Origin of the sequence: Nocardioides panacisoli, assembly GCF_019448235.1 — a bacterium.
Lineage (GTDB): Bacteria > Actinomycetota > Actinomycetes > Propionibacteriales > Nocardioidaceae > Nocardioides > Nocardioides panacisoli_A.
The window spans coordinates 1,287,553-1,299,792 of record NZ_CP080409.1 but is presented as its reverse complement, the minus strand read 5'-3'; the positions used below and the strand labels follow the sequence as shown (position 1 = coordinate 1,299,792).

Here is a 12,240-nt window from a genome sequence, read left to right as displayed (position 1 = left end):
TCCCGACGGTCCGGCGACGTGACGAAGATCAAGTGCGCGGTTGGCAGCCCGGACACCAGTACGTCGTGCGCTCCCGTCCCGGCGGTCCGACCGGCCCGGCCTCGACGGTGGTGCCGCAGCGGCGGCACGGCTGGCGGTGTCGCCGGTAGACCCACATCGGTGCTCGTTGGTTGCCGGTGGTGATCGGCCGCCCGCGCTCCACCGCGACGTGGAGCATCCGGCGGACGCGCTCCACGAACCGCGCGGGGTCGGCGACCTGTGACACGGGACCCTGCGGGTGGACGCCGTGGGCGAAGCAGGACTCGGCGACCCAGATCGTGCCCATCCCCGCGACCACCGTCTGGTCCAGCAGCGCCTCGCCGAGCACGCGGTCGGGATCCTCCGCGAGGCGTGCGCCGGCCGCTGCCGCGTCCCACTCGGCCCCCAGGAGGTCCGGCCCGAGGCGGTCGGTCACCGTCGCCTCCTCCGTGGTCGGGAACAGCTCCACCAGGCCGAGCGCGAAGCCGACGGCGCTACCGTGCTCGGTGGTGAGGACGACCCGGGCGAGGTGTCCCGGACGGTCCCATCGCGCCCCCGGCCGGTAGCTGCGCCAGGTGCCCTCCATCTTCAGGTGCGTGTGCAGCGTCAGCTCGCCGATGCGGGTGAAGAGGTGCTTGCCGTGCGTGGCGGTGCCGTGCACCACGCGGCCGCGGAGGTCGCTGGTGGCGAGCTGCGGCACCCGGAAGTCGCTGCGGGTCACCTCACGGCCGGCCAGTGCGCGGTCCAGCCGGAGCGCGGTGCGGCGTACGGCGTCGCCCTCAGGCACGGATCCGCAGTCCCTGCGGCGTCGCGACGAAGCCCGCCGCCTCCAGGGCGGCGCGCAGTGGTGTCTCCCCGGCGCCCAGCAGCGCCTCGCCGTCGGCGCGCTCGACAGTGAGATGACCCGCGCTGCCGCGGCGTACGGCGTCCGCGAGCGCCGCGGCCGCGGGGCCGAGCTGTGCCGCCTCCTCGCTCCAGGTGAGGAGCGTGCGTCCGCCCCGCTCGACGTAGAGCACCAGCTCGCCGTCGACCAGCACCACCAGACCTCCCGCCTTGCGGCCCGGCCGGTGCCCCCCGTCGCGCGGTGACGGCCAGGCCAGTGCGGCGCCGTAGGGGTTCGCCGGGTCGGTCGCAGCCAGGGCGACGGCTTCGGGCTCGTGGTGGTCGGGCAGGTCGGTGAAGGTGCGCAACCGGTCGACGGCGCCGTTGGTGCCGAACTGGGCGGCTCCGAGCCCCTCAACGAAGTACCCCCGACGACACCGTCCCTGCTCCTCGAACACCGACAGGACGCGGTACGCCGCCGCGAAGCCGCCCGGCAGGTTCTCCGAGGTCACGGCGCCGCGGGTGACCACGCCGTGCCGGTCGAGCAGCCGTTCGGCGCTGGCGTGGCCACGTCGGGTGGGGTCGTCGTCGACCGCCGGCAGCAGCGACCAGCGCCCGGGGGTGTCCGGCGGCCCGGAGCGTGCCACGCGCCCGGGGCGTGCCGGGGCACGCCGCCTCCGGTGGGTCGGCCGCCCACCGCGGACGCGCGCCCGCAGCGGCGCGAGCGAGTCGTTGGTCGCGTGGCCGGACCACACCAGGTCCCACAGCGCGGCGGCCACCTCGGCATCGGTCGGTCGGGTCTCGAGGTCCGCCATCACCTGGTCGGCCAGCTGCCGGAAGAACCAGGCCGCGCCGGGGGTGAAGGCGGTCAGCAGCCGCTCCTGCAACGCCCCCGCGGCATCCTCGGGCTCGGGCAGCGTCAGGTCCGCTTGGTCGGCGAGGTGGAGCGACACCCAGCCGTCGCCACCGGCGAGCGCGCCGTGGCCGGCCCAGAGCACCTCGCCGGAGGTGGTGAGCTCGTCGAGCATGCCCGGCTCGTAGTCCCGCACCCGCGCCGGCAGCACCAAGGCCTCCAACGCGCTCGCCGGGACCGGCGCCCCCGCCAGCTGCTCGACGGCGCGCACGACACCGTCGACGCCGCGGAGCCCCCGGCCGGGGCGGGCGTTCGTCGTGGTCGTGGCGACCTGTTGCCAGGCCTGCGTGAAGCGGGCCAGCGCTGCCGGTGGCACCGGCTCGACCTGCTGTCGCAACCGCGCCAGCGAGCGCCGACGGATCCGGCGCAGGACCTCGGCGTCGCACCACTCCTCGCCCGCGCCGGACGGCCGGAACTCGCCGACCACGACCCGTCCCTGGGCCACCAGTCGGTCGAGGGTGTGGCGCACCACGGCCACGCCGAGTCCCAGGCGGATGGCGACATCGGCGGGCGTGAAGGGCCCGTGGGTTCGGGCGTAGCGCCCGATCAGGTCACCGAGCGGGTCGTCGACGGGCTCGGTGAAGGCGGCCGGGACCCCCGGCGGGACCGGGACGCCCAACCCGTCGCGGAGGCGGGCGACGTCCTCGATGCTGGCCCAGGCCGGCCCGCCCGGCAGCCGCACCTGCACGATCCGCCCGTCGCGGGCCAGCCCGGTCACCCATCCGGTGACGTCGGCGCCGTCGACGGTGCGGTCGGTGACCTCCTCCTGGGTCAGTGGACCGAGCAGGCGCAGCAGGTCGGCGACGCCCTCGGCATCACGGGCGCGTCGGTCGGTGGCGGTGCGCTGCAGCTCCGCGGCCACCTCGGCGAGCACGTCGGCATCGAGCAGCTCGCGCAGCTCGGCGCGGCCGAGCAGCTCGGCGAGCAGTCCCTGGTCGAGCGTCAGCGCCGCCGCCCGGCGCTCCGCCAGCGGCGAGTCACCCTCGTAGACGAACTGGGCGACGTAGCCGAACAGCAGGGTCTGGGCGAACGGCGAGGCCTGCTGGGTGGTGACGTCGGTGACGGTGACCTCGCGACGCTGCACGCGGGTGAGCAGCTGCACCAGGGCCGGGAGGTCGTAGACGTCGTTGAGACACTCGCGGACCGTCTCCAGCAGCATCGGGAAGGACGGGTAGCGGGAGGCGACCTCGAGCAGCTGGGCGGCGCGCTGCCGCTGCTGCCACAACGGGGACCGCCGCCCCGGGTCCCGGCGGGGGAGCAGCAGCGCCCGCGCAGCGCTCTCCCGGAACCGTGCGGCGAAGAGCGCGGAGTTGCCGACCTCGGTGGTGACGAGGTCCTCGATCTCGTCGGGGGTGAAGACCACGAGATCGGCCTCCGGCGGCTCGGCGTCGGTGTCGGGCACCCGGATCACGATGCCGTCGTCGGCGGCCGTCGCCTGCGCCTCGATGCCGTAGCGCTCGCGCAGCCGCACGTTGATCGCCAACGCCCAGGGCGCGTGCACGGCCGTGCCGTAGGGACTGTGCAGCACGAGTCGCCAGTCGCCCAGCTCGTCGCGGCAGCGCTCGACCAACAGCGTCTGGTCGTGCGGCACGATCGTGGTCGCCTCGGCCTGCTCACGCACGTAGGCCACCAGGTTGTCCGCCGCCCAGGCGTCCAGTCCGTCGGCGCGGGCCCGGTCGCGGGCACGGTCGTCGGGCAGCTGCGACAACTCGCGGGTGAAGGCGCCGATCGCCTCGCCGAGCTCGGCGGACCGACCCAGCGTGTCGCCCTTCCAGAACGGCAGCCGCCCCGGCACGCCCGGCGCCGGCGTCACGACGACCCGGTCGTGGGTGATGTCCTCGATGCGCCAGCTGGTCGCGCCCAGGGCGAAGACGTCGCCGACACGGCTCTCGTAGACCATCTCCTCGTCGAGCTCCCCGACCCGTCGACCGGTGCCCTCGCCGGCGAGGAAGACGCCGTACAGCCCGCGGTCGGGGATGGTGCCGCCGCTGGTGACGGCCAGCCGCTGCGCCCCGGGCCGTCCGCTGAGCGTGCCGGTGACCCGGTCCCAGGTGATGCGTGGACGCAGCTCGGCGAACTCGTCGCTGGGGTAGCGGCCCGCGAGCAGGTCGAGCACCGACTCGTACGCCGACCGCGGCAGTCCGGAGTAGGAGGCGGTGCGACGCACCACCTCGAAGAGCTCGTCGACGTGCCAGTCGTCGACCGCGGTGGCGGCCACGACCTGCTGGGCGAGCACGTCCAGGGGGTTGGCGGGGATGCGCAGCGCCTCGATCTCCCCGGTGCGCATCCGGGCGACGCTGACCGCCGCCGAGGCGAGGTCGCCGCGGTGCTGGGGGAAGAAGACGCCTCGCGAGGTCTCGCCGACCTGGTGGCCCGCCCGGCCGACGCGCTGCAGGGCGCTCGCGACGCTCGGCGGGGAGGAGATCTGCAGCACCTGGTCGACCGCGCCCATGTCGATGCCGAGCTCGAGGCTGCTGGTGGCGACGACGGCCGGCAGCCGGCCGCCCTTGAGGTCGTCCTCGATCCGCGCGCGCTGCTCGGCCGAGACCGAGCCGTGGTGGGCGCGGGCGAGGACGCCCTCGCTCCCGGCCGAGGTGCCGGACTGGGCGATCACCTGGGCCGGCGGCTCCAGGTCGTCGGCGGACTCGCCGGTCGCGATCTCGTTGAGTCGTGCGGTGAGGCGTTCGGCGGTGCGGCGGGCGTTGGCGAACACGATGGTCGAGCGGTGCTGCTCGATCAGCTCGGCCACCCGTTCCTCCACGTGGGGCCAGATCGAGGACCGTCGGCGGCCGGCCTCGGCGTCGCCCACGTCGGCCGCCTCCGAGGCGGACGCCCCCAGGTCGGTCATGTCCTCGACCGGCACGACCACCTCGAGGTCCCACTCCTTGGCGGCCGGTGGCGCGACGATGTCGACCGGGTCGGTGCCGCCGAGGAAGCGGGCGACCTCCTCGGTCGGCCGCACCGTGGCCGAGAGGCCGATGCGCTGCGCCGGCCGGGGGAGCAGCGCGTCCAGCCGGGCGAGGCTGAGGCCCAGGTGGGCGCCGCGCTTGGTGCCCGCCACGGCGTGCACCTCGTCGACGATGACGGTGTCGACGTTGCGCAGCGTCTCGCGGACCCGGCTGGTCAGCATCAGGAACAGCGACTCGGGCGTGGTGATGAGTACGTCGGGTGGCCGGCTGCCGAGGCGGCGCCGCTCGGCCGCACTGGTGTCGCCGGAGCGGATGCCGACGGTCACGTCCGGCAGGTCGGTCCCACCCCCGAGCCGCTCGGCGGTCTGCCGGATGCCGGTCAGGGGGGCGCGGAGGTTGCGCTCGACGTCGACGGCCAGCGCCTTGAGCGGGGAGACGTAGAGCACGCGCGTGCGTTGGGAGCGCTCGGCCGGCGGCTCGCTGCTCAACAGGCGGTCGATCGCGGAGAGGAACGCGCTCAGCGTCTTGCCCGAGCCCGTGGGCGCCACCACGAGGGTGTGACGGCCCCGCGCGATCGCGTCCCACGCGCCCTCCTGGGCCGGCGTCGGCTCCGGGAAGGCGGCGGTGAACCACGACCGCGTCGCATCGCTGAAGGAGGCGAGGGCGTCGGTCACCTCCCCAGTCTCACCCACGGCACCGACAGCGCCACCGACGGCGGCACCACGGGGTCGGCTCACCCCTCGGAGCGGACCGTGTGGCGCGCCATCGGCGGGAAGACGGATCGTGCCGGACCGCGGCGGTAGAGCGCTGCCCGCCGGCCACCGGACTCGCCCGGTGCCCCCTGGTCGGCGGTGGGGACGACGAAGCCGTCAGTGCCGAGCACCTTGCGCCGGAAATTGCCCAGGTCCGGCGCGGTGCCCCAGACCGCGGCGTACACCCGTCGCAGCTCGGGCAGGGTGAACGGTTCGGCGACGAACTCGCAGGCCAGCGTGGTGTACTCCAGCTTCGCCCGCACCCGCTCCCGCGCATCCAGCAGGATCTGCCGGTGGTCGAAGGCGAGGTCCGGGGCGTCCTCGCCCTCGAGCAGGTCGTCCACGACCCACCAGCGGGCGTCGGCGGCGTCCGTGCCCGCCTGCGGCTCGGGGAGGTCGGGCGCGAGCGCGACGTGGGCGATCGACACCACCCGCATGCGCGGGTCACGGTCGGGATCGGAGTAGGTGCGCAGCTGCTCCAGGTGCCCGGCGAAGAGCTCCACTCCGGTCTCCTCGTGCAGCTCGCGCCACGCCGCCTGCTCGGCATCCTCCCGCGGCTCGACGAACCCTCCGGGCAGCGCCCAGGCGCCGGCGTACGGCGCCCCGCCGCGCTCGACCAGGAGCACCGACAGCGCACCCTCGCGGATCGTGAAGACGGCCAGGTCGACCGCCACCGCGAACGGCGGGTGGTCGCTCACGGAGCGCTGACCCGCGCGCCGGCGGCGGTCATCTCCTCCAGCGCCGCGGCACTCGTCCCCTCGGCCACGCCTGCGTGGAGGCCGAAGAGGAGACGTACGTCGAACCCCTCGCGGCAGGCGTCGAGCACGCTGGCGCGCACGCAGTAGTCGGTGGCGATCCCGACGACGTCCACCTCGGTGACGCCCGCCTCGCGCAGCACCGTGGCGAGCGCCTCGCCCTGCTCGGTGACGCCCTCGAAGGCGGAGTAGGCGGGCACACCCATGCCCTTGCGGACGTGGTGGGTGACGTGGCCGGTGTCGAAGTCGGGTGCGTACTCCGACCCGTGATCCCCGGACACGCAGTGGACCGGCCAGGTCCGGTTGAAGTCCGGTTCCTCGCCGGGGGCGTGGAAGTGGCCGCCGTTGTCGCTGTCGGCCGCGTGCCAGTCGCGCGAGGCGGCGACCACGGCGTACTCGGTCGCGTGCGCGGCGACGTGGTGGGAGATCCCGCGGGCGACCTCGGTGCCGCCGGTGACGCCGAGGGCGCCGCCCTCGACGAAGTCGTTCTGCACGTCCACGATCAGGATTGCTCGGCTCATCGCTCCTCCTCGGCGATCAGGTACGGCGCCCCGTGGGCCACGGAGCGGGCGTCGGGTGGCAGCGTCGCGAGGGCGCTGCGCGTGAACTCGCGGACCTCGTCCGGCGTCGGCGCGTGCACGACCTCGCCGCGCCGCACGAGCCGCACCTGCACCGGCGCGGCGCCGTCGGGCACCCCGGTGCCGCTGCGGTCGAAGCGCTCGGCGGCGAGGACACCGTCGGCGTCGTACCGGCGCCACGCCTGCTTGCGGCCGCCCACCGAGACCTTCTCGGCCGAGGACTTCGCGACCGGGTGGAGGTGGTCGGCGTCGTCGCCGATGGCGACCAGCTTGTAGACCATGCCTGCGGCCGGGTGGCCGGACCCGGTGACCAGGTGGGTGCCGACGCCGTACCCGTCGACGGGGGAGTCGGCGAGCGCGTCGATCGCGTGCTCGTCCAGGTCGCTGGTGACGATGATGCGGGTCTGCGTCGCGCCGAGCTCGTCGAGCAGCGCCCTGGCCTTGCCGGCCTCCTCGGCGAGGTCGCCGGAATCGATGCGGACGCCACCGAGCGCGGTGCCGGCGACCTCGACGGCGGTGCGGATGCCGTCGGCGATGTCGTAGGTGTCGACCAGGAGCGTGGTGCCCGCCCCGAGTGAGGCGACCTGGCGGCGGAACGCCTCCGCCTCGGTCGGGTGGGACAGGATGAAGGAGTGCGCGGCGGTGCCGATGGTGGGCACGCCGTGGCGCCGTCCCGCCGCGAGGTTGCTGGTGCCGGCGAAGCCGGTGAGGTACGCCGTCCGGGCGGCCGCGACGGCCGCCTTCTCGTGGGTGCGGCGGGAGCCCATCTCCAGCAGCGGCCGGTCGCCCGCGGCGCTGACCATGCGTGCGGCGGCGCTGGCGATCGCGCTGTCGTGGTTGAGCACGCTGAGGACCAGCGTCTCCAGGACCGCGCACTCGCCGAGCGTCCCGGTCACGGTCAGGACGGGGCTGCCGGGGAAGTAGAGCTCGCCCTCGCGGTAGCCCTCGATGTCACCACCGAAGCGGAAGTCCGCGAGGTAGGTGGCGGTGCGGGAGCCGATCACGCCGCTCTCGCGCAGCCAGGCGACCTCGGCGGGGTCGAACCGGAAGTCGGCGAGCTGGGGGAGCAGGCGGCCGAGGCCGCCGAGCACGCCGTAGCGCCGCCCGACGGGCAGGGACCGGGCGAAGGCCTCGAAGACGGCGGGCCGGGCCGCCGCTCCGGACTGGACCCAGGAGTCGAGCATGGTCAGCTCGTAGTGGTCGGTGAACAGTCCGCTCGTCATCGCCCCTCCGGCGTTGTAGTCACTGTGACTATAACACGCCGGGCATTGGCACGACCTAGGCTGCCGCCATGGGTGAGGAGCGACGGCGGACCGAGGCGCTCGCCGTCGCCCACGAGGACCGGATGGCGCGCGTGGACCCCGAGGGACGCCGCCGGCGCGGCGCCTTCTACACCCCGCCGGAGCTCGTCGCCTGGGTGCTGGACCGCGCGCTGGAGGCGGACACCCGCACCGTGCTGGACCCCGCCTGCGGCACCGGCCACTTCCTGGTCGCCGTGGCGCGACGGCTGGGTGTGCGGGCGGCGTACGGCTCCGACACCGACGCGGAGGCGGTCCGGATCGCGCGGCTGCGGTTGCGGGCGGAGGACCCCACGCTCTCCGCGGCCGAGGCGGCACGCCAGGTCCGCGTCGCCGACGGCCTGTCCAGCTGGTCGCCGGGCCGCTTCGACGCCGTCGTCGGCAACCCGCCGTTCCTGGGGCAGCTCCGTCGCCGCACGGCCGGTCGCAGCGCGGGTGTCGGCGCCTACACCGACACCTCGGCGGTGTTCCTGCACCACGCGCTGTCCCTGGTCCGCGAGGGCGGCACCGTGGCGCTGGTCCAGCCCCTGTCGGTCCTCGGGGCGCGGGATGCTGCGCCGGTGCGGGACGCGGTGCTCGCGGTCGGCGGGGTGGTCGCGTTCTGGAGCAGCGCCGCCCCGGTCTTCGGCGGGACGGCCGTGCGCACCTGCGTGCCCGTCGTACGCCGCGGCGCAGCGAGCGCGGACGTCGCCACCTGGCACGGTGCGGACTTCCGCGACAGCGGCACGGTCGCGATGCCCGACGAGCCGTCGGGGGAGTGGGGCGCCCTCGCGGCGCCAGCCTTCGGCGTCCCGTCGGTCGCGCCCGGCCGTGCCGACGGCGGCGTGGTGGGCGACCTGGCGACCTGCACGGCCGACTTCCGCGACCAGTACTACGGGCTGGTGCCCCTCGTGCGGGAGGCCGAGCAGGTGCCCGCCGTGCACCGGGTGCCGCTCGTCACCAGCGGGCTGCTCGAACCGGGGCAGTGCCGGTGGGGTGAGACGCCGACCCGGTTCGCCAAGCAGCGCTTCGCCGCGCCGTCGGTCGACCGCACCGATCTCGCCCACAGCGAGCTCGCCGGCTGGGCGAGCGGCCGCCTCGTCCCCAAGGTCCTCGTCGCGGGGCAGGGGCGAGTCATCGAGGCCGCCGTCGACGCCCGGGGCGACTGGCTGCCCTCGGTGCCCGTGCTCAGCGTCGTACCGCACGACCCGGACGACCCCGACGACCTCTGGCGCCTGCTGGCGGTGACCCTGGCGCCCCCGGTGGTGGCCCACGCGGCGGGCCGCTACCTCGGCACCGGGCTGACGCCCGGCTCGGTGAAGGTGAGCGCCCGGCAGCTCGCCGCGCTCCCACTGCCGGTCGACCGGGCGCCCTGGGACGAGGCCGCCGCCGTGCTTCGCGAGAGCCGCGAGGGGGTAGTCCCTGACGAAAAGCACCCCGAACCGGCGAGTTCGCGTGCTCTTCGTCAGGGACTATCCCGCGTGGCGAGCCTGATGTGCGCGGCGTACGCCGTCACCGACCCGGCCGTGCTCGACTGGTGGCTGGCACGCGCCGGTCGCAAACCCGGGTGAACCCTGTCGGCGCCGCTGCCTAGGATCGGTGGAGTGAGTGACGCGATGATCCGGGCCCGCGGGCTCCGCAAGAGCTTCGGCAGCTTCGAGGCCGTCAAGGGCATCGATGTCGACGTCCGCACCGGCGAGGCGTTCGGCTTCCTCGGTCCCAACGGCGCCGGCAAGTCCTCGACCATGCGGATGGTCGCGGCGGTCTCGCCGGTGACCAGTGGCGAGCTCCGCATCCTCGGGCTCGACCCCGAGCACGACGGCGCCGCCATCCGCAGCCGCCTGGGCGTGTGTCCGCAGGAGGACACCCTCGACCCCGAGCTCACCGTCTACGACAACCTCTTCGTCTACGGCCGGTTCTTCGGCATCCCGCGCCGCGAGGTGCGCCAGCGGGTCGAGGAGCTGCTCGACTTCGTCCAGCTCAGCGACCGCGCCCGTTCCAAGGTCGAGTCGCTCAGCGGCGGCATGAAGCGCCGCGTCACCATCGCGCGTGCCCTGATCAACAAGCCCGACATCCTGCTGCTCGACGAGCCGACCACCGGCCTGGATCCGCAGGCGCGGCACGTGCTGTGGGACCGGTTGTTCCGGCTCAAGCAGCGCGGCGTCACCCTCGTGCTCACCACCCACTACATGGACGAGGCCGAGCAGCTGTGCGACCGCCTCGTCGTGATGGACGGCGGCCGGATCGTGGCCGAGGGCGCCCCGAGCGAGCTGATCCGCGAGCACTCCACCCGCGAGGTGGCCGAGCTCCGGTTCGGCCTCGGCGCCGACGGCAGCCACGAGGCGTACGCCGAGAAGCTGGCCGACCTGGGCCTGCGGGTCGAGGTGCTGCCCGACCGGGTGCTGCTCTACACCGACGACGGCGAGCACGCCCTCGCGCAGGTGCACGAGCGGGGTCTCGACCCCGTCGGCACGCTCGTGCGGCGCGCGAGCCTGGAGGACGTCTTCCTCAAGCTCACCGGCCGGACCCTGGTGGACTGATGACCGATCCCGACCCGCTGGTCGAGCACGTCGAGACGCCTGATCGAGCGGCGACGCGCGCGGCCGAGGACGCCCCCACGGGTTCGCTCGCGCCGCGCCTGCTCGACTACTGGCTCATCGTCCACCGCCGCACCTGGCGGGGCACCGTGCTGTCCTCGCTGCTCTCGCCGTTGCTCTACGTGGTGGCCATGGGCGTCGTGCTGGGTGGGTTCATCGAGGACGACCCGGCACGCCTGGAGGGGGCGGCGTCCTACCTCGCGTTCGTGGCGCCCGGCCTGCTCTCGGCCCAGGTGATGATCACCGCGTTCGGGGAGATGGCCTGGCCGGTGATGGGCGCGGTCAAGTGGGCCCGCACCTACGAGGCCATGCTCGCCAGCCCGTTGCGCGTGCGCGACGTCGTCCACGGCCACCTGGCATTCGCGCTGTCGCGGATCGTGCTGGTGAGCGTGGTGTTCACCGCAGTGCTGGTGCCGTTCGGCGTCTTCGCGACCTGGTGGGCGCCGTTCGCCATCATCGCGGCGCAGGTGCCGCTGGGACTGGCGTTCTGCGCGGCGGTGCACGCCTACACGCTGACGATGCTGAGCGAGTCGGGGATGATGCTGCTCTTCCGGGTCGGGATGCTGCCGATGTTCCTGTTCTCCGGCGCGTTCTTCCCCGTCGCCAACCTGCCGACGGTCCTGGAGTGGCTGGCCCGCGTCACGCCGCTGTGGCACGGCGTCGATCTCACCCGGATGCTCGCGATCGGCGAGGTCGACGTCGGTCTGGCCTTCCTGCACCTGTCCTACCTGTGCGCGATGGCGGCCGCCGGCGTGTGGATCGCGACGCGGGCACTGGAGCGGAGGATGCGCACATGAGCAGCGTGACGCCACCGCGCGCCCGCGACCTGCCCGGTCGCGGCTTCATGGTCGGGCGCATCGTCCACCGCCAGGCCTTGGTGTTCCGCAGCGCCTGGAAGGGGATGCTCTTCGCCTTCCTCGAGCCGATCTTCTACCTGCTCTCGATCGGCATCGGCGTCGGCGCGCTCATCGACGAGTTCAACTACAACGGACAGGTCATCCCCTACGCCGAGTTCGTCGCGCCCGGCATGCTCGCGGCCGCCGCGATGAACGGTGCGATCTTCGACGCGACCTACAACTTCTACTCCTACCTGAAGTTCGACAAGGTCTTCGAGCAGTGGCTCACCACCCCGATGTCGACCATGGACCTCGCGGCCGGCCAGGTCGCCTGGACGCTGGTGCGCGGCGGGCTCTACTCCGGCATCTTCCTGGTCGTCATGCTCGCGATGGGCCTCGTCTCGTCGTGGTGGGCCGTCCTCGCACTGCCGGCGGCCGCACTGCTGACCGCCACCTTCGCCGCGATCGGCATGGCCGCGACGAGCTTCATGCGCTCCTGGCAGGACTTCGACTTCGTCAACCTGCTCGTCCTGCCGATGCTGCTCTTCTCCGGCACCTTCTTCCCGGTCACCGAGCTGCCGGGTGCGGTGCGGTGGGTCGTGGAGTTCACCCCGCTCTACCGCGGCGTCGTGCTCTGCCGTGAGCTGAGCACCGGTGCCCTCAGCGTGGCGTCGTTGGTGTCGGTCGTCTACCTCGTGGCGCTGCTCGGCCTCGGCCTGGTCGTCGTACGACGTCGGCTGGACCGGCTGCTGCTCACCTGAGCGCCACCGGCTGGCAGAGTGG

General features: G+C 74.0%; 9 protein-coding genes. 4 read left to right on the top strand and 5 right to left on the bottom strand.

Going from position 1 to position 12,240, the window contains the following annotated elements:
• Window positions 1-28 precede the first annotated feature (28 nt).
• Genes KUV85_RS06405 through KUV85_RS06385 form a run of 5 tightly spaced genes read right to left on the bottom strand, consistent with a single transcriptional unit; the run spans window position 29 to window position 7,970 of the window.
• On the bottom strand, window positions 29-805 hold the full coding sequence (locus tag KUV85_RS06405) for a DNA-formamidopyrimidine glycosylase family protein (protein WP_219962378.1): 777 nt from the start codon (window positions 803-805) through the stop codon (window positions 29-31).
• On the bottom strand, window positions 798-5,336 hold the full coding sequence (locus tag KUV85_RS06400; protein ID WP_219962377.1) for an ATP-dependent helicase: 4,539 nt from the start codon (window positions 5,334-5,336) through the stop codon (window positions 798-800). Before KUV85_RS06400 ends, KUV85_RS06405 begins: the two co-directional genes overlap by 8 nt.
• Window positions 5,337-5,395: 59 nt before the next feature.
• Window positions 5,396-6,112 carry an NUDIX hydrolase gene (locus KUV85_RS06395; protein WP_219962376.1) on the bottom strand — a complete coding sequence of 239 codons (717 nt, stop codon included), beginning with the start codon at window positions 6,110-6,112 and terminating at the stop codon, window positions 5,396-5,398.
• The gene (locus KUV85_RS06390) at window positions 6,109-6,690 is read right to left on the bottom strand and encodes an isochorismatase family protein (RefSeq protein WP_219962375.1); all 582 of its coding nucleotides are present in this window, start codon (window positions 6,688-6,690) and stop codon (window positions 6,109-6,111) included. The genes KUV85_RS06395 and KUV85_RS06390 overlap by 4 nt, the downstream gene beginning before the upstream one ends.
• Entirely contained in the window at window positions 6,687-7,970 is a 1,284-nt protein-coding gene (locus KUV85_RS06385) for a nicotinate phosphoribosyltransferase (RefSeq protein WP_219962374.1), read from the bottom strand. Before KUV85_RS06385 ends, KUV85_RS06390 begins: the two co-directional genes overlap by 4 nt.
• Before the next feature lie 68 nt (window positions 7,971-8,038).
• Between KUV85_RS06385 and KUV85_RS06380 the strand changes: the two genes are divergently transcribed.
• The 4 genes from KUV85_RS06380 to KUV85_RS06365 are packed head-to-tail and all read left to right on the top strand — an operon-like array spanning window position 8,039 to window position 12,218.
• Complete coding sequence (locus KUV85_RS06380) at window positions 8,039-9,595, top strand: HsdM family class I SAM-dependent methyltransferase (RefSeq protein WP_219962373.1); 1,557 nt, start codon at window positions 8,039-8,041, stop codon at window positions 9,593-9,595.
• 33 nt (window positions 9,596-9,628) lie between these two features.
• Window positions 9,629-10,564: an ABC transporter ATP-binding protein gene (locus KUV85_RS06375; protein ID WP_219962372.1), complete on the top strand. Its 936-nt coding sequence runs from the start codon at window positions 9,629-9,631 to the stop codon at window positions 10,562-10,564.
• Window positions 10,564-11,418, top strand: a complete 855-nt coding sequence (locus KUV85_RS06370) for an ABC transporter permease (protein ID WP_219962371.1) — start codon at window positions 10,564-10,566, stop codon at window positions 11,416-11,418. Before KUV85_RS06375 ends, KUV85_RS06370 begins: the two co-directional genes overlap by 1 nt.
• Window positions 11,415-12,218, top strand: a complete 804-nt coding sequence (locus KUV85_RS06365) for an ABC transporter permease (RefSeq protein WP_219962370.1) — start codon at window positions 11,415-11,417, stop codon at window positions 12,216-12,218. Before KUV85_RS06370 ends, KUV85_RS06365 begins: the two co-directional genes overlap by 4 nt.
• Window positions 12,219-12,240 lie beyond the last annotated feature (22 nt).

Excerpts from the sequence above, each read along its gene's own strand:
- KUV85_RS06390 (WP_219962375.1), bottom strand. The coding sequence starts at position 6,690 with ATGAGCCGAGCAATCCTGATCGTGGACGTGCAGAACGACTTCGTCGAG.
- KUV85_RS06385 (WP_219962374.1), bottom strand. The coding sequence starts at position 7,970 with ATGACGAGCGGACTGTTCACCGACCACTACGAGCTGACCATGCTCGAC.
- KUV85_RS06380 (WP_219962373.1), top strand. The coding sequence starts at position 8,039 with ATGGGTGAGGAGCGACGGCGGACCGAGGCGCTCGCCGTCGCCCACGAG.
- KUV85_RS06370 (WP_219962371.1), top strand. The coding sequence starts at position 10,564 with ATGACCGATCCCGACCCGCTGGTCGAGCACGTCGAGACGCCTGATCGA.
- KUV85_RS06365 (WP_219962370.1), top strand. The coding sequence starts at position 11,415 with ATGAGCAGCGTGACGCCACCGCGCGCCCGCGACCTGCCCGGTCGCGGC.